This is a genomic window from Orlajensenia flava (assembly GCF_004801905.1).
Lineage (GTDB): Bacteria > Actinomycetota > Actinomycetes > Actinomycetales > Microbacteriaceae > Orlajensenia > Orlajensenia flava.
This window is the reverse complement of the sequence record NZ_SSSN01000003.1, coordinates 236,866-259,832: the sequence shown is the minus strand read 5'-3', so window position 1 is coordinate 259,832 and position 22,967 is coordinate 236,866. Positions and strand designations below refer to the sequence as shown.

The following is a 22,967-nucleotide window of genomic DNA, read 5'->3' as shown; positions in this document are numbered from 1 at the left end:
GCTGGACTACTGGATGCCGAGGACGTCGACCACGAAGACGAGGGTCGAATTCGCCGGGATGGATGACTGCGCGGTGTCGCCGTAGCCCTTGTCGGGCGGGATGACGGCGATCACCTGCGAGCCGACCTTCGCTCCGACGAGCGCGTCGGCGAAGCCCTCGATCACTCCGCCCTGCACGTTGGCTCCGGAGGCCGCGACGAGCGATGCCGGAGCTCCGCGCGCCCAGCTCGAGTCGAAGACCTCCTTGCTGTCCCAGACCACGCCGAGGTAGTGCACGACGACGGTGTCGCCCTTCTTGACCGTTGCGCCGTCACCCTTCTTGAGCGTGGCGATCTGGAGGTCGGTAGGTGCCTTGGAGTCGGGGATGGTGACGCCCGGGCGACCCGCTCCGTTGAGCGTCACGGTCGGCATCCCGGCCTTGGGGGCCTGGTCTGCGCCGTTCGCGCGGGTCAGGAAGGTCCTGTCGACGTCGATGACGAAGACCAGGTTGTCGGTCTTGCCGATGCCGATGTCCGGGTTGCCTGCATCTCCGAACGCGTCCTTCGGGGGCACGACGGCGGTGACACGCGAGTTCTTCGTGGCGCATGTGAGCGCCTTGACGAGACCCGGCTGAACCTGCTTGCCCGAGACGACGAGGGACAGCGGACTCTTCTCGTCCTTGCTGTACTCGGTCTTCTCGATGAGCTTGCCGGTCGTGCCGTTGTAGACCGAGAGGTCGACGGTGACCATCTGGCCCTTGATGATGCCGGGGCCGGTGCCGTGCGTGATGACGGTGCTCTGGGTCTCGTCCGCCTTGAGCGGAGTCGGGAAGTCGACCTTCGGGACGGCGCCGAACTCGCCGCTCACCTTGACGGCCTTCGATGCGTCACCCGACGGCGCACCACCCGTGCACGCCGATGCCTGAGAAGTGCTGCACGCCGTCAGGCTGACGGCGATGAGCCCTGCGGCTGCGATGAGTGCGGGAAGCTTGCGCACGGGGCCTCGATTCGGTGCTGGGGATCTGTGTGGGTTGCGGACGGCGATGCCGGGATGACGACGAGGTGCTGCGCCCGAAGGCACAGCCTAGTCTGCGTCGAGGTCGCGAGCCTTCGAAACCTCTGCGCTCGCGCCTGCAGCCCGCACGCGCTTGCGGAGGCTCTTCGGACTCACGCTTCGTTCGCCCAGGGCTCCCGGGGTCCACAGTTCGACATCCTCATCACTGAAATCGGACTTCGACGGGCGCCTCTTGAGCTCCGGCAGGACGGTATCGGGCGCCAGGCGGCGGGCCGTGAGGAGGAATCCGGTGTGGCCGATCATCCGGTGGTCGGGACGCACAGCGAGGCCCTCGACGTGCCAGCCGCGCACCATGGTCTCGGTCGATGACGGGTTGGTGTACTCGCCCGTCGCCCTGATCGCCTCGGCGACGCGCGAGAGCTGGGTGACGGTGGCGACGTAGCAGAGCAGCACTCCACCAGGAACGAGGGCGTCCGTGACGGCTGGCAGGCATTCCCAGGGGGCGAGCATGTCGAGCACGACGCGGTCGACGGATGCCGGCTCCGCCGTCAGCGGCAGCGCCTCGTTCAGGTCTCCGAGGGTGACGGACCAGTTGGCCGGCTCGTAGCCGAGGAAGGTCTCGACGTTGCCGCGCGCGACGTCGGCGAACTCGTCACGTCGTTCGAAGGACGCCAGGCGTCCCTCCGGTCCGATCGCCCGCAGGAGCCAGAGCGAGAGCGCCCCGGAGCCGACACCGGCCTCCACGACGGTCGCCCCCGGGAAGATGTCGGCCAGGGCGAGGATCTGCGCGGCATCCTTCGGGTAGACGATCGCGGCGCCGCGCGGCATCGACATGACGAAGTCGCTGAGCAGCGGGCGGAGCGCGAGGTGTTCGACTCCCACGTTGTTGACGACGACCGAGCCGTCGGGCAGGCCGATGATGGCGTCGTGGGGCAGCAGGCCGCGGTGCGAGTGGAAGACGGAGCCCGCCTCGAGCGTGATGGTGTTGAGCTTGCCCTTGGGACCGGTGAGCTGCACGCGGTCGCCGACGCGGAACGGGCCGCTGTTCTGGGGGCGCTGGTTGGCGGTCATCCGTGGATCTTCCTGGTGGAGGTGTAGACGGCGGTGATGTCCGCCGCGGTGCGACCCTCGAGGCTCGGCCAGAGCACGTCGGCGTCTCCTTCTGCCAGCGGGACCATGTGCGGCACGCCGATCGTGACGGCACCGGATGCGACGGCGGCGGCCAGGCCCGGCACCGAATCCTCGATGGCGACGCAGTCCCGCGTCTGGACGCCCAGCAATTCTGCCGCGCGCAGGTACGCCTCCGGATCGGGTTTGGCGTTCGTGACCATGTCGCCCGCGACGATGACGTCGAACGCGTCGAAGCCGACGGTCTCCGCGAGCTGCGTCGCCATCCGTCCCACCGACATGGTGACCAGCGCCGTCGGCATCCCCTCCGCTCGCACGGCGGCGAGCAATTCCCGGGCGCCGGGGCGCCACGGAACGCCGGTCTCGACCAGCTGGTGCTGCACGTGCGATGTGAGCCGTTCGACGATGGTGTCCGCGTCGAGGTCGACTCCGGCCGCCTGCAGGATCGAAGCCGACTTCCACAGCCCCAAGCCGACCATCTGCATGCCGTCCTCGTGCGACCACCGACCGCCGAACGAGGTGACGAGCTCGGTCTCGGCCACCATCCAGTAGGGCTCGGTGTCGACGAGAGTCCCGTCCATGTCCCACAGGACGGCTGCTGGTGAGTTCACAACGGGCAAGTCTACGGGGCGGGTCATATCCTTGATGCGAGGCCGAGGTGCGGCCGGGAACGAGGGTGCGCGCGGTGACGCAGACGGACGGCATGCTGAGCGGACGCATTCTCGTGGTGGCCTTCGAGGGCTGGAACGATGCGGGCGAGGCGGCCACCGGCGCGGTGCGTTCACTCAAGGAGGAGCTCGACCTGGTCGAACTGTTCGCCGTCGATCCCGAGCTCTACTTCGACTACCAGTTCAACCGTCCGACCATCTCGTCAGGCGACGACGGGCGCCGCGAACTCACCTGGCCGGGAACGGTGCTGTACGGACCGCGATCGCCGGTCGAGCGAGTCGCATCGCTCGGTGAGGACGCCGAGATCACGGTGAGCGGAGACAACGTGGGCAACATCTTCCTGCTGCTCGGCACGGAGCCGTCCCGGAGTTGGCAGGGGTTCGCGGCGGAGATCGTCGACCGGGCGCTCGCCGCGGACATCAGCGCTGTGGTCTTCCTCGGTGCGATGCTGGCGGACGTGCCGCACACGCGTCCGATCTCATTGATGTCCTCGAGCGACAGTGCCGAGATGCGTGCCGAGCTCGGCATCGAGCGCTCCGACTACGAGGGGCCGGTCGGCATCCTCAGTGTCGTCGCATTGGCCGCTGAGGCTGCCGGCATCCCGACGATGTCGATCTGGGCATCCGTTCCCCATTACGTGCACAACGCCCCGTCGCCGAAGGCGATGCTCGCGCTCATCGACCGGCTCGAGGAGGTCATCGACGTCACCATCCCCCGCGGCGACCTGGTCGAGGAGGCCACGGCCTGGGAGGAGGGCATCGACGCCCTCGCTGCCGACGACGATGATATGGCGGCGTACATCGCCCAGCTCGAGCAGGCGCGCGACACGGTCGACTCCCCCGAGGCGAGCGGAGAGGCGATCGCTCAGGAGTTCGAGAAGTACCTGCGTCGGCGTGGCGACAAGCCCGACGACCCTCGACGCGGGCGCTGACGCCGGGTCGGTCGGCGTCGCGCCCTCGGGGGGCTCGCCGACTCCCTTCGAGCGGATGCGCGTTATGGCACTTCCCGCCGCCGGGATACGCGTTATGGCACTTTCCGCCCGAACCGACGACTGGTGCATGCAGGCGAGATCTCTGCGGATGCGCGCTATGGCACTTTCTGTGGCCGGGATGCGCGTTATGGCACCGCGCGGTGCGATGCGGCGGGCGCGGGCGCGGGTCAGGCCGCGAGGAGCCCGGTCGCCAGCAGGACCATGAGCAGGATGCCGACCACAACCCGGTAGATCACGAACGGCAGGAAGCTGTGGCGTGAGATGTAGCGCATGAAGAAGGCGATGACGAACAGGCCGACGATGAAAGCGACGATGGTCGCCACGAGCGTCTCGATCGGGCCGAACACCTCGGGAGTGCAGTTGGTCGCGCCGGCCAGGCACGGCTCCTTGATGGACTTGTACACCTGGTAGAAGCCGCTGCCGAGCACGGCGGGGATTGCCAGCAGGAACGCGTACCGCGCGGCCGCCTTGCGCTCGTAGCCGAGGAACAGTCCCATCGTGATGGTGCCGCCCGAACGGGAGACGCCCGGGATGAGGGCGAGGGCCTGCGCCAGCCCGTACAGGATGCCGTGCGGGTAGGTGAGGTCCTTCAGGCGACGGTTCTTCGCTCCGACCGCGTCGGCCACACCGAGCAGGATGCCGAAGACGATGAGCATGATCGCGGTGATCCAGAGATTGCGCAGCACCGTCTCGATCTGGTCCTGGAACAGCAGGCCGAGGATGATGATGGGCAGCGATCCGATGATGATTAGCCACCCCATGCGGGCGTCGGGGTCGTCGCGCGGGACCTTGCGTGCGAGCGAGAGCGCCCACCGCGAGACGATGCGCACGATGTCGCGCCAGAAGAACAGCACCACGGCGATCTCGGTGCCGATCTGGGTGATCGCCGTGAAGCGGGCACCGGGATCCGCCCCCGTCCCCAGGAACTCCCCCACGATGCGCAGGTGGGCGCTGGATGAGATGGGGAGGAATTCGGTGAGGCCCTGGACGAAGCCCAGAATGATGGCGTTCAGCAAGTTCATCGTCTGCCTTGTGCTCGAGGGATCAGTAGCTCAGGAGCAGATCGTTCAGCACCCGTCTGCCAAAGACTAACGCGTCGAGCGGAACGCGCTCGTCGACACCGTGGAACATCGCCGGGAAGTCGAGATCGGCAGGGAGGCGCAGCGGCGCGAACCCGTAACCGGCGATTCCGAGCTTGGAGAGCGCCTTGTTGTCGGTGCCGCCCGAGAGCAGATAGGGCAGCACGGGCGCTCCCGGATCGTGCCGCTCGATGGTCGCCTTCACCGCGTCGACGAGGTCGCCCGAGAACGGATTCTCCAGCCCGACGTCGCGATGCGTGACCTGGATCTCGATGTCGTCGCCCACCAGACGTCGGACCTCGTCGAGCACGGCATCCTCCTCCCCCGGCAGCGTGCGGATGTCGATGGTCGCCTCCGCACGGTCGGGGATGACGTTGTGCTTGTAGCCGGCGCTCAGCCGGGTCGGATTGGTCGTCGTGCGGAGCGTCGCCTGGATGAAACCGGATGCCGAACCCGTCGCCAGTGCGAGCTCGTCGGGTCCGAGCGACTGCGGCGAGGCGCCGAGGATACGCGCCACCTCGCCCAGCAGTTGGCTCGTGGTGTCGGTGAGGCGGATGGGCCAGTCGCGGCGGCCGAGGACGGCGACGGCCTCCGCCAACCTCGTGACGGCGTTGTCGCGGATGAGGCGGGAGCCGTGCGCCGCAGGACCTCGGGCCACGAGTCGGACCCAGACCAGAGCCTTCTCGCCCGTCTGCAGCAGGTAGGCGCGCTGGTCGCCGATCATGGTGGAGTATCCGCCCACTTCGCTGATCGCCTCGGTGGCCCCGGCGAACAGGTGCGGGTGGTTGTCCACGAGCCAGTGTGCGCCGAAGATGCCGCCGTTCTCCTCATCGGCGAAGAAGGCGATCACGAGGTCGCGTTCCGGCCGGCGTCCCGAGCCGAGGATGTCGTCGAGAGCTCCGATCATCATGGCGTCCATGTTCTTCATGTCCACGGCTCCCCTGCCCCAGAGCATGCCGTCCCTGACCTCGCCGGCGAACGGGTCGACGGACCAGCTGGCCGCATCCGCCGGGACCACGTCGAGATGACCGTGGAGAACGAGGGCCGGCTTGCTGCGATCGCGCCCCTCCACGCGCGCGACGACGCTCGTGCGGCCGGGTGCGGCATCGAAGAGTGCGGGCTCCAGACCCATCCGCCGCAGGTGCGCTTCGACGTATTCGGCGGCATCCGTCTCGCCCTCGGAACGGCCATCGCCGTAGTTGCTGGTGTCGAAGCGGATGAGGTCTCGCGCGATGGACGCGGTGGCCTCCAGGCTCTCGTTCGCAGGCATGGGGCCACGCTACCCGAGGGCTTCGTGAGCACGTCTGAGGGGGCGTGCTCCGTGTGAGGGCCACCCTCGAAACGTGGTAATGTCTTACCTCGTGGCCGCGAGCAATCGGGTCGCTCACAACACGCGCGGGTGGCGGAAATGGCAGACGCGCTAGCTTGAGGTGCTAGTGCCCTAACGGGCGTAGGGGTTCAAGTCCCCTTTCGCGCACACTGTGTTGAGACAGTGGAGGCCCCGGTCTGATGACCGGGGCCTTCGTCGTTCACACCCCTCCGGATGCCGCCTCGGGATCACGGTCTGCGCGCTCGGCGGAACCGATGGCATCCGCCGCCCAGACCAGGGCGAGATGGCTGAACGCCTGAGGGAAGTTGCCCGCGTGCCGGCCGGTGTCCGGGTCGACCTCCTCGGCGAGCAGGCCCACGCCGTTGCAGAAGCCGAGCATTCGATCCATCAGTTTCCGCGCGTCGTCCATGCGCCCCGACTGGGCGTACTGACGCACGAGCCAGAACGAGCAGGCCACGAAGGGGAACTCCCCCGGCGGCAGCCCATCGACGCCTCGCTGGGTGCGGTAGCGGTGCACCAGGCCGCCACTCATCAACTCCTTCTCGATGAGCGCGACGGTGCCCAGCATGCGGGGATCGTCGGCTTCGCAGAATCCGACTTCGGTGAGCAGCAGGAGGGAGGCGTCGATCTCGGTTCCGCCGTAGTACTGCACGAACGAGCCACGGGCGGCGTCGTATCCGTTGCGGTCGATCTCGTCCTTGAGGGTGTCGCGCAGCTTCTCCCAGCGATCGGCGGGGCCCTTCAGGCCGAAGTCCCGCACCGCCTTCACGGCTCGATCGAGGGCTGCCCAGATCATCACCCTCGAGTGCGTGAAGTGCCGCGCGGGCCCACGCACCTCCCACATGCCCTGGTCGGGACGCTCCCAGTTCCGCTCGAGGTAACCCATCAGGGATCGCTGCAGCGGCCAGGAGAACTCGGTGTCGTCGACGCCGCTCGCCCGCACGGCGTGCAGCGCGACCATGACGTGACCGATGGCGTCGGCCTGATACTGGTCAACGGCGGCGTTGCCCACGCGGACGGGAGCCGCCCCCTCGTAGCCGGGCAGGCTGGTCAGCTCACGCTCGGGCAGGTAGCGCTCCCCCGCGAGCCCGTACATGATCTGCAGGTCGTTCGGGTCGCCGGCGATGGCGCGCAGCAGCCAGTCGCGCCAGTGTTCGCCCTCCGCGACGTAGCCGTGCGCGACCAGCGCCTGCAGTGTGAGCGCGGCATCTCGCAGCCAGACGTAGCGATAGTCCCAGTTGCGCTCCCCTCCGAACTGCTCGGGCAGCGAGGTGGTCACGGCAGCCACGATGCCTCCGGTGCCCTGGTGGGTGAGGGCGCGGAGGGTCAGCAGCGATCGCAGCACCTGCTCGTCGTAGGCGCCGGCGAAGTCGGGGTCGCGCGACCATTCCGCCCACCATGCCGAGGTCGACGCGATGGCGTCCTCGACGTCGAGCGGCTCCGGCGCCTCCCGGTGCGAGGGGAACCAGCTGAGCTGGATGGGAAGGAACTCGCCGGGCCGCACCCGGAACTCGCTGACGTGAGCGTGGTCCTGGGCGTGCAGCCGCGGTCCGCGCACGATGAGGGCGTCCGGCCCTGCATACGCCACGAGCGCCGGCCGACCGTTCTCCTGCACCTGCCGCACCCAGGGCAGGGCGGTGGCGTAGTCGAAACGGATGCGCAGCTCCTGCCTCATCGGCACGTGACCGCGCAGCCCGCGCACGCACCGTACGACGTCGATGCGCTCGCCGTCATCGTCGATGGGCATCACGTCGGTGACCTCCACCTCGCCGTCCGTGGTGGTCCAGTGGCTGATGAGGGTGAACGAGTCGGCGTCGTAGTGCCGCTCGACGGTGGCGTCGGGGTCGACGGGTCGCAGCACCCACTGGCCGTGGCTCTCGTCGCCGAGCAGGGCGCCGAAGGTCGATCCGGAGTCGTAGCGCGGCAGGCAGAGCCAGTCGATGGAGCCGTCGCTTCCGACGAGGGCGGCGGTGCGCGAGTTGCTGATGAGTGCGTAGTCCTCGATGGGTCGGCTCATCGAACGATCTCGCGGGGTTCGGGTCTGGGCGCGGCGGTCATGTGCTCATGCTAGGTCGGCGCAGGGCTTGACCCGCGGGGTTGCGCTCGTGATCGGCATCCGTGTCGGTGGCTCGCGGTTGACTCATTAGAACAAACGTTCGAAGATGGAAGGGTGTCCATGGCCGCTGTAGCAGTATCCCCCGCCGAGCGGGACGGCGCCGCCCAGCGCGTGGCCGAACTGCAGTCGCGCATCCGTGGAATGCAGGCCACCACGCTCGAGAGTCCGGCGCTGCCGACCGCTCCCGCCATCGCCGCAGTTCTTCCGGGTGGGGCGCTCCGGCAGGGGGCCGCGTACTCGATCGATGGCTCGTCGACCCTGGCGATGGCCGTGCTGGCTGGTCCGTCGCAGAGTGGAGTGTGGTGCGGGGTCGTCGGCGTCCCCGACTTCGGCATGGAGGCTGCGGCTCGGTTCGGCATCGATCTCGAGCGACTGGTGCTGGTTCCCGACCCCGGTGCGCAGTGGCTGACGGCCACCGCCGCCCTGGTGGATGTGCTCGGCGTGGTGCTGCTGCGGCCACCGGGGCGGGCGAGTGACGGCGATGTCGCCCGGCTGAGCGCCCGGCTCCGTCAACGCGGCACGGCGCTCGTGGTGCTCGGCGACTGGCCGACGAGCGAGGCTCGTCTCTCGATCAGCCGCAGTGAATGGAGCGGCCTCGGCTCGGGGCACGGCTACCTCACGGCCCGCACGGCGACGGTGACGGCGACCGGGCGGCTCGGCGCCGGCCGACCTCGGAGCGCCCGACTGTGGCTGCCCGATGGAGCCCAGGCCTTCCGCGTCGACGAGACGGCGATGCCTCCACGACTTCAGGCGGTGAGCGCATGAGAGACCTCAGCCGCACCATCGTGATGTGGTGCCCCGACTGGCCCGTGCATGCCGCCATGCGTGCCGACGGCATCGACGCCGACGCGCCGGTCGCCCTCATCGAACACGGACTCGTGTTCGCCTGCTCCCCCGCGGCACGGCGAGACGGCGTCGCCCGGGGTCTCAAGCTCCGTGAGGCGCAGGCCCGCTGCACGAGCCTCATCACGCTCCCCTACGACGGCGTGCACGACGCCCGCGCGTTCGAACCGGTGCTCGCCGGCATCGAGACGATCATGCCGGGTGTTCAACTGATGCGGCCGGGCGTCTGCGCTGTGCGGGCACGAGGCCCGGTCCGCTACTACGGCAGCGAACGGGCAGCAGCCGAGGCCCTGCTGGCGTGTCTCGGCGAACAGGGTGTCGCCGATGCGCGGGTGGGCGTCGCCGACGGGCCGTTCGCCGCAGAACAGGCGGCTCGGCGCAGCGACGCCGAGCGCATCGGCATCGTCGTCTCCGGGGGTTCGGCTGCCTTCCTGGCTCCCCTTCCGGCCGGCCTGCTGCTCGACGAGCGCCTGGGCGTCCTGCTCCGCCGGCTCGGAGTGCACACCCTCGGCGAGTTCGCCGCGCTACCCGCCGTCGACGTGCAGCGCCGATTCGGGGCCGTCGCCGCACACGCTCACGCGATAGCGGGCGGCTACGACGGCCGGGTGGTCGTGGCACGCACCCCGCCGAAGGACTTCGAGGTGCTGGTGGAGTTCGAGCCGCCGCTGGACCGCATCGACCAGGTGAGCTTCGGCTTCCGTACGGCGGCGGACCGCTTCATCGAGGCGCTCACCTCCGCCCGTCTGGTGTGCACGGGCGTACGGGTCGAGGTGCGCAGCGAGTCCGGCGAGCTGTCGGAGCGCAGCTGGCTGCATCCGCGCTGGTTCACGGCCGCCGACGTGCTCGACCGGGTGCGCTGGCAGTTGCAGGGCAGCGGCGCCATTGACAGCGGCCTGCGCTCCGCTGTTGCCGCGGTGCGCGTCACGCCTGAGCGTGTCGACTCCACCGGCAACCACGAGGAGGGGCTGTGGGGCTCCGGCCCCGACGAGCGGGTGCACCACGGGCTCACTCGGGTGCAGAGCATGCTCGGCCACGAGGGGGTGCTCACCGCGACGATCGGGGGCGGGCGGATGCTCGCCGAGCGTCAGATCCTCGTGCCGTGGGGCGACGCGCCGCCCGAGGAGCGCGTGCGGAGCGCCGCACGGCCGTGGCCGGGCAGTCTTCCCGAACTGGCGCCGGCCACCGTGTTCCGCGAGCGGCATCCGGTGCGCCTGATGACGGATGCCGGAGTCGACGTCGCCGTCGACGACCGCGGAATGCTGGTGGGCGATCCTGCCGCGTTCAGCCCGGCCGCGCGCGGCGCAGGGGTCCATCGCGTCCAGGCCTGGGCGGGTCCGTGGCCGGTGGTGGAGCGCTGGTGGGATGCCGCAGCGTCGCGTCGGGTGCATCGTCTGCAGCTGGTGGACGAGCACGGCGACGCCTGGCTGCTGATGCTCGACGGTGCCGGTGAAGGCTGGCAGGCCGAGGCGAGGTACGACTGATGGGATTCAACAACCCCTCCATCTCCTGGTCGGAGTTGGAGCGCACCCTCTCCGACGTGCGACGCCCGGGTGGCCCCGCCGTCATCGCCGACGGCGGCGACTCCCCCGGCTGGTCGCGCAAGCGGCACCCGTACCGGCCCAAGCAGATCGCCGCCGTCGACGGCCCGGTGGTGCCGTACGCCGAACTTCACCTGCACTCCCATTTCAGCTTCCTCGACGGCGCATCCTCCCCCGAGCAGCTGCTTGAGGAGGCGCAGCGACTGCAGTTGCACGGCATCGGCATCACCGATCACGACGGCTTCTACGGCATCGTGCGTCTGGCCGAGGCGGCCGAGAGCTACCCCGAGATGCGCACCGTGTTCGGCGCGGAGCTCTCGCTCGGCCTCGGCAGTCCGCAGAACGGCATCGCCGACCCCGAGGGCAGTCACCTGCTCGTGCTCGCCCGGCGGGAGGAGGGCTACCATCGGCTGGCCTCGGCCATCACCGCCGGCCAGCTGGCGGGGGGCGAGAAGGGCAATCCCACCTACGACCTCGACACCCTGGCGGCGCAGGCCGGCGGGCACTGGCTGGTGCTGACCGGATGCCGCAAGGGTGCCGTGCGGCAGGCTCTGGCACGCGGCGGCATCGACGCCGCGCGCCGGGAGTTGACCGGCCTGATCGATCTGTTCGGGCGCGACAACGTCGTGGTCGAGCTGTTCGACCACGGCCATCCACAGGACGGCGCCACCAACGACGCCCTCGCCGAGCTCGCCGCATCCGCCGGCCTGCCCGTGGTCGCGACGGGCGCCGTGCACTACGCGACCCCCGCCGAGCACGAGTTGGCCGCCGCCCTCGCCGCCGTGCGCGCACGACGCAGCCTCGACGAGATGGACGGCTGGCTCCCCGCCGCCGCTGGAGCCCACCTGCGCAGTGGTGCCGAGATGGCCGTGCGGTTCGCCCGGTTCCCCGGCGCCGTGCAGCGCAGCGTCGAACTGGCCGACGACCTCGGCTTCACGCTGCGCAGCGCCCGCCCGAAGCTGCCGAGACAGGAGGTCCCGGCCGGGCACACCCCCATGAGCTGGTTGCGCGAGCTGGTCTGGAACGGCGCCGCTCGCAAGTACCCGGGCATCCCCGCCTCGGTGCGCGACCGGCTGGAGAAGGAGCTCGACATCATCGAGCTGAAGGACTTCCCCGGCTACTTCCTCATCGTGCACGACATCGTGCAGGAAGCCCGCCGGCTCGGCATCCTCTGCCAAGGGCGAGGGTCGGCGGCGAACTCGGCGGTCTGCTTCACACTGGACATCACCGCCGTCGACTCGATCTTCTTCGAGCTGCCGTTCGAGCGGTTCCTCTCCAGCATGCGCAACGAGGAGCCCGACATCGATGTCGACTTCGACTCCGACCGGCGCGAGGAGGTCATCCAGTACGTCTACGGCAAGTACGGCCGCCACAATGCCGCACAGGTGGCCAACGTCATCAGCTACCGCCCGAAGGCGGCTGTGCGCGACATGGCCAAGGCGCTCGGGTTCAGCGGGGGGCAGCAGGATGCCTGGACCAAGCAGGTGGAGCGCTGGGGTGCCGAGATCAACAGCTACGACCACGACATCCCGGCCCCGGTGATCGACCTCGCCCAGCAGCTGCTCACTTTTCCGCGGCACCTCGGCATCCATTCGGGAGGGATGGTCCTCACCGACCGGCCCGTCGGGGAGGTGTGCCCCATCGAGCACGCCCGCATGAAGGACCGCACCGTGCTGCAGTGGGACAAGGAGGACTGCGCCTGGATGGGGTTGGTCAAGTTCGACCTGCTCGGCCTGGGCATGCTCGCCGCCCTGCAGTACACCTTCGACTCCGTCGCCCAAGCCGTGGGCGAGCGCTGGGAGCTCGACACCATCCCCAAGGAGGAGCCGGCGGTCTACGACATGCTCTGCCGGGCCGACTCGATCGGCGTGTTCCAGGTGGAGAGCCGGGCTCAGATGGGAACACTCCCCCGCCTGCAGCCACGGCGGTTCTACGACCTGGTGGTGGAGATCGCGCTCATCCGTCCGGGTCCGGTGCAGGGCGGTGCCGTTCATCCGTACATCCGCCGGGCGACCGGTAAGGAGAAGGTGACCTACCTGCATCCCAAGCTGGAGCCCGTACTGGAGCGCACCAAGGGCATCCCGCTGTTCCAGGAGCAGCTGATGCAGATGGCCATGGCGGTGGGCGGCTGCACGGCGGAGGATGCCGACCTGCTGAGGCGGGCGATGGGATCCAAGCGGGGCGTGGAGAAGATCAGCACCCTCAAGGCCAAGCTCTACGCGGGCATGGCGGGCAACGGCATCGACGAGGCGACGGCCGACGTCATCTACGCCAAGATCGAGGCGTTCGCCAACTTCGGGTTCGCCGAGAGCCACTCCATCAGCTTCGGACTGCTGGTCTACGCATCGAGCTGGTTCAAGCTGCACTACCCGGCGGCCTTCCTCGCCGCACTGCTGAGGGCCCAGCCGATGGGGTTCTACTCACCGCAGACGCTCACCGCCGATGCCCGGCGGCATGGGGTGCTGGTGCACCGTCCCGACATCAGGCGATCGGATGCGCACGCCGTGCTTGAACCGCTCGTGGCGGGCGAGACCGGAGCCACCGGCCGCGACAGCTGTCTCGAGAGGGAGCAGCCGCATCCGGGCCGGTTCGACCGGCACGCGCCGGATGAATCGGAGGCGCACCGTCGCGATGGCGGCTTCGCCGTCCGGCTCGGGCTCGCCGAGGTGAAGGGAATCGGGAAGGCGCTGGCCGAGCGCATCGTCGTCGAGCGTCGCGCCCATGGCGACTATCTCAGCATGTCCGACCTGTCACGGCGCATCGGGCTGAGCGTCGAGCAGATGGAGTCGCTCTCCGCGGCCGGAGCGTTCGAGTCGTTCGGCCTGGAACGCCGCGAAGCGCTCTGGACCGCGGGCGATGCCGCGCAGGATCGCGCGAACTTCCTCGCCGGTTCCGTGGTGGTGATTCAGCCTCCGCTGCTGCCGATGCTCACCGAGGCCGAGCAGGTGGTCTACGACCTGTGGGCGACGGGCATCTCGCCCGACGACCACCCCATCCGTCACGTGCGAACGGGCCTGGCCGCCCGAGGTGCACTGCCGGTGTCCGCCCTCCGTGAGGCCGAGAACGGCAGGCGGATCGAGGTGGGCGGGGTGGTGACGCACCGGCAGCGACCGGCGACGGCGGGAGGCATCACGTTCCTCAACATCGAGGACGAGACCGGGACGCTCAACGTGATAGCGGGGGTGGGCGTGTGGACGCGCTACCGCCGTGTCGCCCGCGAATCGCCCGCCCTCGTGGTGCGGGGCATGCTGGAGCGCAGCGAGGAGGGGGTGATCAACCTCGTCGCCGATCGATTCGAGCCACTCACCGTGACGGCTCACGGTCGCAGCCGCGACTTCCGTTAGCGTCGAGAGGTGCATGACGACAGGTATGGGTCCGACGTCCTCTCGGGAGACTGGCGAGCGGTCGGACGGCCCGTGCTCCCCCGGCGCGAAGCCACCCGTGATCTCGTAGTGGAGGAGATCGCCACGGGATTCTGCGGAGCAGTGCTCGGCATCGAGAAGAACATCGTGACCCTCGAGGATCGCTTCGGCAAGACACGACTGTTCCCGCTGGGCCCCGGCTTCATGATCGACGGCGCATCCGTGGTGCTGGTCGCACCGGTCGCGAAGCAGCCGGCCGGTCGGGCGCGCACCGCATCCGGCTCGTTCGCCGCGGCGTCCGACCGCGCCCGGGTGGCGCTGCCCAGCCGCATCTTCGTCGAGGGACGTCACGACGCCGAACTGGTCGAGAAGGTGTGGGGCGCCGACCTGCGCGTCGAGGGTGTCGTCGTCGAATACCTCGAGGGCGTCGACGACCTGGATGCGATCGTGCGCGAGTTCGCGCCATCACGCGACCGGCGCGTCGGCGTGCTCGTCGACCACCTCGTGCCGAACTCGAAGGAGAGCCGGATCGCGGATGCTGTCGCCCGCGGCCCCTTCGGCGCTCACGTGCTGGTGGTGGGGCATCCGTACATCGACGTCTGGCAGGCCGTGAAGCCCGAGCGACTCGGCTGGCGCGCGTGGCCGGATATCCCGCGCGGGACGGAGTGGAAGCACGGCATCTGCGAAGCGCTCGGCTGGCCGCACGAGGAGCAGGCCGACATCGCGCGAGCCTGGCAGCGCATCCTCGGTCAGGTGCGCACCTTCGCCGACCTCGAACCCGCGTTGCTCGGCCGGGTCGAGCAGTTGATCGACTTCGTCACCGAACCCGCCTGAGCGCCCCTGCCCGACCTACCCGATCACCCCTTCGCTCCCGCGGGCTCCATCCGACCCTGCGCGCCAGTTGGTCGGCGCTGGCGCCACTTCAGCTAACGCGCACCGTGGCGAACTGGCGCAGCGAACGGCGACGCGACGGACGGCACGACGGACGGCGCGACGGCGGTGGGCAGCAGCGAGATCGGACGAGGAAGCGGGCGCGGCGAGGAGCTCAGCCGAGGGTGGCGCCGAAGAGCAAACCGAGCAGGTAGGTGACGAGGGCGGCGCCCCATCCGATCGCCAGCTGACGCAGCGCGCGCATGAGCGGCGGAGCACCCGAGAGCAGTCCGACGACGGCGCCCGTAACGATGAGCGCGATGCCCACGAGCACGACCGACACGATGAGCGCGGGCACTCCCTGCATGCCGAAGATGAACGGCAGGATCGGGATGAGCGCCCCCGACGCGAAGAAGCAGAAACTCGAGAACGCGGCGCCGAGTCCGGTGCCGATGGCCTCGTGGTCGTCGACGGCTTCGATCGGTCCCGTCAGCGCGGGCTGCTCCTGCGCCGTGATGGCCGTGAGGACGCGCTCGGCACGTCGGGCGGCGGCTTCAGGGCTGAGCCCCCTGGCACGGTAGACCAGCGCGAGTTCGTTGGCGCCGACATCCAGGTCGGGCATGACGTGGTCGGTCTCCGGGTCGGGTGAGGATGCCTCGAGCAGCTCGCGCTGCGACCGTACCGAGACGTACTCGCCCGCCCCCATTGACAGGGCGCCCGCGAGCAGGCCGGCGATTCCGCTGAACAGAACGAACGAGTTCTCGACACCGGTGGCCGCGATGCCGAGCACGAGGGCGAGGTTGGAGACCAGGCCGTCGTTGGCGCCGAACACGGCCGCTCGGAAAGTTCCCGAGAGGCGTTTGCGTCCGCGTGCAGCCAGCCCGCGGACGACCTCGGCGTGGATGCGCTCGTCGGCGGCCATCGCCGGGGTGGCTTGCGGATCGTCGGCGTAGGGCGACCGTGCTTCCGCGCGCTGCGCGAGGGCCAGCACGAACACCGAGCCGAAGCGCCGTGCGAGCACCGCGAGGAACCGCGTGCGCGCGTCGGCGCGCACGGGCTTGCCGATGTCGTCGCCCAGCAAGGCCGCCCAGTGCGCCTCGTGACGGCCCTCGGCATCCGCGAGGGCGAGCAGGATGGCACGCTCCTCGCCCGATCGGCGGCCGGCGAGCTCCCGATACACCGCCGCCTCGGCGCGTTCGTCGGCGAGGTACTTGCGCCACCGCCGCAGGTCAGCGGTCGAATGCTGTGTCGTCACGTCGTTCACTCCAGCAGCTCCTGCCATCCGTCTCCCTCGACATGCTCGAAGATGAGGTTCGTCTCGGTGTGGGCGACGGCGGCGTGGCCCGTGAGGTGGGTGAGCACGAAGTCCCGCAGCTCCGTGGCATCGTGGGCGGCAACGTGCAGCAGGTAGTCGTCCGCGCCCGCCATGTGGAACAGTCCGAGCACGCCCGGAAGGTGGGGTGCGGCGGCTCGGAAGGCGTCGATCTCGTCGCGCGCGTGCTTGACCAGTCGAACGGCGATGAGCGCCTGCAGCGACGCACCCAGCGTGGCGAGGTCGATGTCGGCGTGGTAGCCGCGGATGTAGCCCAGGTTCTGCAGGCGGCGCAGGCGCAACGAGACGGTCGACTCCGCGACGCCCACCTCCGCGGCCAGAGCCGATCCCGACGCCCGCGCGTTGACGGAGAGGGCGCGCAGCAGCGCCCGATCCACCCGGTCGAGCTCGTTCCTCTTCGATTCCACTGCGCCTGCCCCTCGTCGGTGGATCACCTTCTCGAGAACCCTAACGCGCACGGGAGTCCCCCTCGTTCCCGATACGGGTGCCCGAAAAGCTGGGAACGGCCTCGCTCAGACCAGCACGCCGTCGACCATCCTCAACCGGCGGCCCACGAGTCCGTCGGCCACGGGCGTGTGCGAGATGAGCAGGACGGCGCGGTCCCCCGATGCAGCGAGCAGGTCACGCAGCAGAGCATCCGCCCGCTCCACGTCGACGCCGGCGGTCGGCTCGTCGACGACGAGCACGGGGAAGTCCGCGAGCAGCGCTCGTGCGAGGGCGATGCGTTGCGCCTGCCCTCCCGAGACGAGAGCGCCGCGTTCGCCGACGGATGCCGAGAGCCCACCGCGATCGGCCGCCCATCCGGCCAGCCCGACGCGATCGAGCACCGCCATGAGTTCGACATCGCTCGCGGTGTCCCGGGCGAACAGGAGGTTCTGGCGGATGTCGGAGTCGAACAACCACGGCGACTGCTCGCACAGACCGACCGAGCGACGCACGCGACGAGAGCCGAGCACCCGCGCGTCGGCCTCTCCCACCCGGTAGCCGCCCTCGTAGTCGAGGAAGCGCACGAGGGCGTGGGCGAGCGTGGTCTTGCCCGATCCGCTCTCCCCCGTGATCAGCACCCGGTCTCCGGCGTCCAGCCGCAGTTCGATCGGACCGATCTCCGCGCCGCCCGGCCAGCGAGCGCGGAGGCCGGACAACGTGATCGATCGGGCCCGGGGCGGGTCGACGGCGCGATCGGCATCCGTCTCGTCATCACTGACGACACCGGCAGGCGTCGCCGACGGCACGGCGGCCGCCACCCGTTCTGCACTGGATCGCACCGCTCGCCACGACGACACGGCACCGGGCACCACGCCGACCACGTCGAAGACCGCCAGAGGGATGAGCGCCAGCACGGCGAGCTCCGGTCCGGTGATGCCGCCGGCGAGCAGCTCCGGTACCGCCACGACGATCGCCATCGCGGTCGCGGCTCCAGCCGCGAGCGAGAACACCGCCGCCGCCGCTCCGGCACCGCGCGCCGATCGTCGTTCGGCCGCCCTCAAGCGCGCATCGACCGAACGGATGCGCGCGAGCCGGGCGTCGAGTGCTTCGAAGGCGATCAGCTCGTCGATCGAGCCGAGCGCATCGAACACCTCTCCGGCCAGCTCTCCGCGGAGGGGTGCGACCCGACGTTCGGCGGCGGCCCCGATGGCGGCGTGCCCGAGGGTCCCCACCACGAAGGCGACGACCAGGCAGACGCCCAACCACACGGCGGCGACCGGGCTGATGAAACCGACCGCCACGACGGAACCGAGTGCGACGGCCACCGACACGATCGCCGGCTGCAGCACACGCAGCGGGAGGTCCTGCAACTGATCGACATCCCGTGCGAACCGGGTGAGCAGGTCTCCCCGCCCGATTCCCGTCAGCCCATCGGGCGCTGAGGGAATGAGTCGATCGAGCAGCGCACCCCGAAGCCGTCCGAGCTGCCCGAGGGCGGCATCGTGGCTGACCAGCCTGTCGCTGTAGCGGAAGACGCCGCGGAAGATGGCGAAGGCTCGCACGCCGACGACGGCCACCTGCACGTAGACGATCGACGGTTGCTCCGCGGCGCGGGTGATCAACCAGGCTGACGAGGCCAGGAGGGCGACGGCGGAGCCGCCGCCCAGGAGTCCGAGCAGTACGCCGGGCACGAATCGTCGTGCTGACGGCTGGGCGAGCGCCAGCACCTGGCGAGTCGTGAATCCGCGGTCGGTCCGCTCAGACATACGCGGCCACCTCGAGCGTGATGACGGCGTCCGCCGCCTCGATGAGGGCGGGACGGTGCGTCACGACCATGACGACGCGACCGGATGCCGCCTCTGAGCGGAGGGTGGAGAGCAGCCGGCGCTCCGTGTCGAGGTCGAGGGCGGAGCTCGGCTCGTCGAGCAGCAGCAGCGCGCAGTCTCGAGTCCTGGCTCGGTAGAGGGCGCGGGCGATGGCCACACGCTGCGATTGCCCACCCGACAGCCCGCTGGCGGTGGCGTCGAGCACGGTATCTGCGTCCAGGCCGTCGAGGGCGACGTCGTCGAGGGCGGCACGCACGGCGTCGGACTCCGGCCGGTCGTCGCCCAATGCGACATTGGCCGCGACACTTCCGACCGTGAGCCCGGCTCGTTGTCCGGCCCAGGCGACGTCGGCCCGTTCCACGGGACGCCCTCCGAGCAAGATCGAACCGCCGTGCGCCGAGAGTCCGGCCACCGCCCTCAACAGGCTGGATTTGCCCGCGCCGCTCGGTCCCACGACGACGACGAACGTGCCCGGTGCCAGCGTGGCGCTCTGTTCGGAGACGACCGGGCGCGTCGACCGGACGACGCTCACGTCGGCGAGCACGAGGTCGCGGCCCGGTACGGTCGTCTGCGACGCAGTGCCCGACATCGTCATCCGCGTCGGGGGGTCGACATCCGGGTCCTGGATGAGGTCCAACACGTCATCGGCGGCTGCGATCCCGTCAGCGGCGGCGTGGAACTGGGTGCCCACGGCACGGACCGGCAGGAACGCCTCGGGGGCGAGCAGCAGCACGAACAGGCCCACCGCGAGCGGCAGTTGCCCGTCCAGCAGGCGCAACCCGATCTGGACCGCGACGAGCGCGACCGACAGACTCGCGCCGATCTCCAGGACGAAGCCGCTGAGGAAGCTCACCCGCAGCACCTTCATCGTCTCGACCCGATACTCTTCGCCGATGCGCGCCATCCGCTCGCGCTGGCGATCCTCCCGGCCGAAGATCTTCAGCGTCGCGAGGCCGCCGACCACGTCCAGGAACGACGCGGAGAGGTACTGCAGCGTCCTCCACTGCTTCGCCTGCACCGTCTGCGTCGCCCGGCCGATGAGCACCATGAACAGCGGGATGAGCGGCAGCGCGACGATGACGATGATGCCGCTCAGCGGGTCCTGCCACAGCATGACGAGGACGATGATCGGGGTGGCAACCGCGGTGAGGATGAGTTGCGGCACGTACTTGCCGAAGTAGCCGTCGAGCGCGTCGAGACCTCCGGCCAGGACGGTCGTCAGCGGCCCGGCCCCGCGCTCGTGGGCGGCGTCGGGTCCGTGTCGCGCGATGGCGTCGAGCGCTGCGGAGCGCAACTGCATCTTCACCCGCGCTGAGGCGGATGCGGCTGCGGCATCCGTTCCCCAGATCGTCGACCCTCGCACGAGGACGGCCGCCGCCAGACCGCCGAGGAATGGCGCGAGCTCGGCGAGGGTGGCCCCGTCGACTGCGCGGGAGATGAGCTGTGCGGTGCACCAGGCGAACGTCACGATCGCGATCGTCTGGACGATGCCGACCACCGCCCCCACGGCGAGGAAGGATCGCGCTGCGCTCGCGCGCCGGAGCAGGCGAGGATCGAGCGGTTTCACGTTGTCAGTGCGCCGCCTCGGTGATGTGCTCCCTCGTGACCCGCTTGCGGAAGACCCAGTAGGTCCACGCCTGGTACGCCACGATGAGCGGGAGGAAGATGAGCGCCGTCCAGCTCATGACCGTGAGCGTGTAGGTGGTGCTGGACGCGTTGGCGATCGTCAGGCTGTTCGCCGGGTCGTTGGAAGCCGGCATGACGTCGGGGAACAGCGCGGTGAAGAGCGCCAGAACGGCCAGGGCGATGGTCGCCGCTCCGAAACCGAACGACCAGCCTTCCGTCCCCCTCGCATTGAGGATCCAGGAGGCGATCAGGGCGAGGGCCGCCAGCCCGGCCAGCAGGAGGTACATGGGCGAGAAGGCCGCGATGAACGCCGTCCACACCAGGAAGGCGGCCGCGACGATGATGGTCACGAGACCGGCACGAGCGGCCAGCCGTCTGGCACGCACGCGCAGGTCTCCATCCGTCTTGAGTGCGATGAACAGCACGCCGTGCGTGAAGAACAGCAGCAGCGTCGTCAGCCCGCCGAGGAGGGCGTACGGATTCAGCAGGTCGATGAGGTTTCCGGTGTAGTTGTGCCCGGAGTCCAGTGGCACCCCCTGCACGATGTTGGCGAATGCGACGCCCCACAGCAGCGCGGGCACAGCAGAGCCCACGATGATCATGAGGTCGAACCGGCTCTTCCAGCGCGAGTCCGGCCGCTGGTGCCGGTACTCGAAGGACACCCCGCGGAGGATGAGGGCCACGAGGATGAGGAGCAGCGCGAGGTAGAAGCCGCTGAACAGTGTCGCGTACCACTCGGGGAAGGCTGCGAACAGCGAGGCGCCGGCGACGATGACCCAGGTCTCGTTGAGGTCCCAGACCGGGCCGATCGTGTTGATCATGACGCGTCGGTCGACGTCGTCCTTCCCGAGGAAGGGCAGCGCCATGCCGACGCCGAAGTCGAAGCCGTCGAGCACGAAGTAGCCGACGAAGAGGAACGCGACGATCCAGAACCAGAGCGTGGGGAGATCCATGATGCCCTCCTAGTAGACCGTCGTGAGCGGCTGCACGACGCCCGTCTCCGGGTCGGGTTGCGGAGCGTCATCCGGCCCCTTCTGGGCAGCGCGCTTGATGAGTCCGAACTCGACGACGGCGAGGGCTCCGTAGAGGAGCGTGAACACCACCAGCGAGATGAGCACCTCGAGTCCGGACACGTTGGGCGAGACCGCGCTCTGCGTCTTGAGCAGGCTGAACACGATCCATGGTTGCCGGCCCATCTCGGTGAAGGTCCAGCCCATGATCATGGCGCCGAGTGAGAGGGGGAACGACCAGATGGCCACCTTCCAGAGCCAGGGCCACTTCGGCTCACGACCCTTCCGGGTGATCCACAGACCGACGACCGCGACGACGACGTGCAGGAGGCCGAGGCCGATCATCCAGCGGAACGTCCAGTACGTCACCCAGATGATCGGGGTGTAGTCGCCGGGGCCGTAGAGCTGGGTGTACTGCGCCTGAAGATCGTTGATGCCCTCGACGGTCCCGTTGAACGTGTGCGTCGACAGCAGCGACAGCAGGTACGGGATGCGGATGGAGAACAGCTCGTGCACGCCGTCGGGTGTTCCGAGGGTGAAGATGGAGAAGGATGCGTTGGCACCCGTGACGGTGTTGTACGTCGCTTCGGCCGCGGCCATCTTCATGGGCTGCGTCTGCACCATCGCGAGGCTCAGCTGATCGCCGAAGAAGGTGGTGAGCAGGCCGGCGATGACCATCATCCAGAGCCCGAACTTGAGCGCGGGACGCATGGTGTCCAGGTGCTGGTTGCGGTACAGGTGCCACGCGGCGACCGTGATGATCAGACCGGCGGCGACCATGAAGCAGGCGGCGATCGTGTGCGGGAAGGCCGCGAGCGCCACCTTGTTAGTGAGCAGCGCGCCGATGTCGGTGAGCTCGGCCCGACCGCGCTCCGCGTTCATGGTGTACCCGACCGGATTCTGCATGAACGCGTTGGCGGCGATGATGAAGTAGGCGGAGAGCACCGTGCCGGCGGCTGTCACCCAGATGGTCGCCAGGTGCACGCCGCGCGGCAGTCGGTTCCACCCGAAGATCCACAGCCCGATGAAGGTGGCCTCCAGGAAGAACGCCAGCAGACCCTCGAGTGCGAGCGGAGCACCGAAGACGTCGCCGACGAACCGGGAGTACTCCGACCAGTTCATTCCGAATTGGAACTCCTGCACGATCCCTGTCACGACGCCCATCGCGAAGTTGATGAGGAACAGCTTTCCGAAGAACTTCGTCAACTGCAGGTAGTGCACCTTGTCGGTGCGCACCCAGGCCGTCTGGAAGATCGCCACGGTCACGGCCATGCCGATCGTGATCGGCACGAACAGGAAATGGTAGATCGTCGTGAGTCCGAACTGCCATCGGGACAACAGCAGCGGATCGAGCCACTCGTTCACGAGACTCCCCTCGGTCGATTTCTACACGGTGTAGAAAATCAACTTCTACAAAGCGTAGAACACTCGCGACGCGTTCGGTAGTCTGAACCTATGGCAACCTTGGGCGATCTCGAAAGAGCGGTGATGGAACTGCTCTGGAGCGCGCCCGACCCTCTGACGGCCACGGCGCTCCGCGATCGGTTGCAGACGGATGACCGATCGCCCGCCGTGACGACCGTCCTCACGGTGCTCACGCGCCTCGAGGCAAAGGGGTTCGTCAGCCGGGACCGTGGAAGCCGCCCCCACTCCTACTCCCCCGTGATGAGCCGAGAAGCCCACACGGCCGCGCTGATGCACGAGGTGCTCGGCTCCGCGTCCGACCGCGACGCGGTGCTGGCGCGGTTCGTCGGCCAGGTGTCCGTTGACGAGGCGCACACCCTCCGCGCGCTCCTCGACCCCGGCCGGTGACGGATGCCGGACGCA

The 22,967-nt window shown here is 69.2% G+C and carries 18 protein-coding genes and 1 tRNA gene; 7 read left to right on the top strand and 12 right to left on the bottom strand.

The genetic code is table 11. From position 1 onward, the window contains the following. Positions 1-6: 6 nt before the first annotated feature. The 3 genes from E6C70_RS03065 to E6C70_RS03055 all read right to left on the bottom strand — a co-directional run bounded on the left by E6C70_RS03065 (position 7) and on the right by E6C70_RS03055 (position 2,759). Positions 7-975: an FKBP-type peptidyl-prolyl cis-trans isomerase gene (locus E6C70_RS03065; RefSeq protein ID WP_136422111.1), complete on the bottom strand. Its 969-nt coding sequence runs from the start codon at positions 973-975 to the stop codon at positions 7-9. 87 nt (positions 976-1,062) lie between these two features. Then, positions 1,063-2,064, bottom strand: a complete 1,002-nt coding sequence (locus E6C70_RS03060; protein WP_136422109.1) for a tRNA (adenine-N1)-methyltransferase — start codon at positions 2,062-2,064, stop codon at positions 1,063-1,065. Further along, entirely contained in the window at positions 2,061-2,759 is a 699-nt protein-coding gene (locus E6C70_RS03055; RefSeq protein ID WP_268895942.1) for an HAD family hydrolase, read from the bottom strand. The genes E6C70_RS03060 and E6C70_RS03055 overlap by 4 nt, the downstream gene beginning before the upstream one ends. A 47-nt stretch (positions 2,760-2,806) precedes the next feature. On the opposite strand from E6C70_RS03055, the gene E6C70_RS03050 reads away from it, so the two are divergent. Continuing rightward, positions 2,807-3,721, top strand: coding sequence for a proteasome assembly chaperone family protein (locus E6C70_RS03050; RefSeq protein WP_407921012.1), 915 nt, complete (start codon positions 2,807-2,809; stop codon positions 3,719-3,721). 227 nt (positions 3,722-3,948) lie between these two features. Here the strand turns inward: E6C70_RS03050 and E6C70_RS03045 are convergent, their stop codons facing one another. Then, a complete protein-coding gene (locus E6C70_RS03045) occupies positions 3,949-4,803 on the bottom strand; it encodes an undecaprenyl-diphosphate phosphatase (protein WP_136422107.1) in 855 nt (284 codons plus the stop codon). Between the two features lie 22 nt (positions 4,804-4,825). Beyond that, the gene (locus tag E6C70_RS03040) at positions 4,826-6,130 is read right to left on the bottom strand and encodes a M20/M25/M40 family metallo-hydrolase (protein ID WP_136422105.1); all 1,305 of its coding nucleotides are present in this window, start codon (positions 6,128-6,130) and stop codon (positions 4,826-4,828) included. Between the two features lie 123 nt (positions 6,131-6,253). On the opposite strand from E6C70_RS03040, the gene E6C70_RS03035 reads away from it, so the two are divergent. Further along, positions 6,254-6,337: transfer RNA gene (locus E6C70_RS03035), tRNA-Leu, on the top strand. A 52-nt stretch (positions 6,338-6,389) separates the two neighbouring features. Here E6C70_RS03035 and E6C70_RS03030 read toward each other — a convergent pair. Beyond that, a complete protein-coding gene (locus E6C70_RS03030; RefSeq protein ID WP_136422104.1) occupies positions 6,390-8,207 on the bottom strand; it encodes a glycoside hydrolase family 15 protein in 1,818 nt (605 codons plus the stop codon). Positions 8,208-8,366: 159 nt separating this feature from the next. Between E6C70_RS03030 and imuA' the strand changes: the two genes are divergently transcribed. From imuA' to E6C70_RS03010, 4 genes are read left to right on the top strand one after another with little or no spacing between them, the layout of a single operon-like run. Continuing rightward, the gene (gene imuA' / locus E6C70_RS03025) at positions 8,367-9,071 is read left to right on the top strand and encodes a DnaE2-dependent mutagenesis accessory factor ImuA' (protein WP_136422102.1); all 705 of its coding nucleotides are present in this window, start codon (positions 8,367-8,369) and stop codon (positions 9,069-9,071) included. Continuing rightward, complete coding sequence (locus E6C70_RS03020) at positions 9,068-10,630, top strand: DNA polymerase Y family protein (RefSeq protein ID WP_136422100.1); 1,563 nt, start codon at positions 9,068-9,070, stop codon at positions 10,628-10,630. Before imuA' ends, E6C70_RS03020 begins: the two co-directional genes overlap by 4 nt. Further along, the gene (locus tag E6C70_RS03015; RefSeq protein WP_136422098.1) at positions 10,630-14,031 is read left to right on the top strand and encodes an error-prone DNA polymerase; all 3,402 of its coding nucleotides are present in this window, start codon (positions 10,630-10,632) and stop codon (positions 14,029-14,031) included. Before E6C70_RS03020 ends, E6C70_RS03015 begins: the two co-directional genes overlap by 1 nt. A 9-nt stretch (positions 14,032-14,040) precedes the next feature. After that, positions 14,041-14,883: a DUF3097 domain-containing protein gene (locus E6C70_RS03010; RefSeq protein WP_136422096.1), complete on the top strand. Its 843-nt coding sequence runs from the start codon at positions 14,041-14,043 to the stop codon at positions 14,881-14,883. A 211-nt stretch (positions 14,884-15,094) separates the two neighbouring features. On the opposite strand, the gene E6C70_RS03005 is transcribed toward E6C70_RS03010, so the two are convergent. The 6 genes from E6C70_RS03005 to E6C70_RS02980 form a co-directional block, all read right to left on the bottom strand. Then, positions 15,095-16,201 (bottom strand): VIT1/CCC1 transporter family protein, encoded by a 1,107-nt coding sequence (locus E6C70_RS03005; RefSeq protein ID WP_136422094.1) that lies wholly within the window; start codon positions 16,199-16,201, stop codon positions 15,095-15,097. After that, positions 16,180-16,659, bottom strand: a complete 480-nt coding sequence (locus E6C70_RS03000; protein ID WP_136422092.1) for an Lrp/AsnC family transcriptional regulator — start codon at positions 16,657-16,659, stop codon at positions 16,180-16,182. The genes E6C70_RS03005 and E6C70_RS03000 overlap by 22 nt, the downstream gene beginning before the upstream one ends. A gap of 105 nt (positions 16,660-16,764) precedes the next feature. Continuing rightward, complete coding sequence (gene cydC / locus E6C70_RS02995) at positions 16,765-18,444, bottom strand: thiol reductant ABC exporter subunit CydC (RefSeq protein WP_136422090.1); 1,680 nt, start codon at positions 18,442-18,444, stop codon at positions 16,765-16,767. Continuing rightward, positions 18,437-20,071 carry a thiol reductant ABC exporter subunit CydD gene (gene cydD, locus E6C70_RS02990; RefSeq protein WP_136422088.1) on the bottom strand — a complete coding sequence of 545 codons (1,635 nt, stop codon included), beginning with the start codon at positions 20,069-20,071 and terminating at the stop codon, positions 18,437-18,439. The genes cydC and cydD overlap by 8 nt, the downstream gene beginning before the upstream one ends. A gap of 4 nt (positions 20,072-20,075) precedes the next feature. After that, on the bottom strand, positions 20,076-21,083 hold the full coding sequence (gene cydB / locus E6C70_RS02985) for a cytochrome d ubiquinol oxidase subunit II (protein ID WP_136422086.1): 1,008 nt from the start codon (positions 21,081-21,083) through the stop codon (positions 20,076-20,078). A 9-nt stretch (positions 21,084-21,092) separates the two neighbouring features. Continuing rightward, entirely contained in the window at positions 21,093-22,505 is a 1,413-nt protein-coding gene (locus tag E6C70_RS02980; protein WP_136422084.1) for a cytochrome ubiquinol oxidase subunit I, read from the bottom strand. A 90-nt stretch (positions 22,506-22,595) separates the two neighbouring features. Between E6C70_RS02980 and E6C70_RS02975 the strand changes: the two genes are divergently transcribed. After that, complete coding sequence (locus E6C70_RS02975) at positions 22,596-22,952, top strand: BlaI/MecI/CopY family transcriptional regulator (protein ID WP_136422082.1); 357 nt, start codon at positions 22,596-22,598, stop codon at positions 22,950-22,952. The last annotated feature ends 15 nt before the right edge of the window (positions 22,953-22,967 follow it).

Coding starts and splice junctions, on each gene's coding strand:
- cydC (WP_136422090.1), bottom strand. CDS start 18,444: ATGTCTGAGCGGACCGACCGCGGATTCACGACTCGCCAGGTGCTGGCG.
- E6C70_RS03005 (WP_136422094.1), bottom strand. CDS start 16,201: ATGGCAGGAGCTGCTGGAGTGAACGACGTGACGACACAGCATTCGACC.
- E6C70_RS03045 (WP_136422107.1), bottom strand. CDS start 4,803: ATGAACTTGCTGAACGCCATCATTCTGGGCTTCGTCCAGGGCCTCACC.
- E6C70_RS02975 (WP_136422082.1), top strand. CDS start 22,596: ATGGCAACCTTGGGCGATCTCGAAAGAGCGGTGATGGAACTGCTCTGG.
- E6C70_RS03055 (WP_268895942.1), bottom strand. CDS start 2,759: ATGACCCGCCCCGTAGACTTGCCCGTTGTGAACTCACCAGCAGCCGTC.
- E6C70_RS03015 (WP_136422098.1), top strand. CDS start 10,630: ATGGGATTCAACAACCCCTCCATCTCCTGGTCGGAGTTGGAGCGCACC.
- imuA' (WP_136422102.1), top strand. CDS start 8,367: ATGGCCGCTGTAGCAGTATCCCCCGCCGAGCGGGACGGCGCCGCCCAG.
- cydB (WP_136422086.1), bottom strand. CDS start 21,083: ATGGATCTCCCCACGCTCTGGTTCTGGATCGTCGCGTTCCTCTTCGTC.
- E6C70_RS03040 (WP_136422105.1), bottom strand. CDS start 6,130: ATGCCTGCGAACGAGAGCCTGGAGGCCACCGCGTCCATCGCGCGAGAC.
- E6C70_RS03030 (WP_136422104.1), bottom strand. CDS start 8,207: ATGAGCCGACCCATCGAGGACTACGCACTCATCAGCAACTCGCGCACC.
- E6C70_RS03020 (WP_136422100.1), top strand. CDS start 9,068: ATGAGAGACCTCAGCCGCACCATCGTGATGTGGTGCCCCGACTGGCCC.
- E6C70_RS03060 (WP_136422109.1), bottom strand. CDS start 2,064: ATGACCGCCAACCAGCGCCCCCAGAACAGCGGCCCGTTCCGCGTCGGC.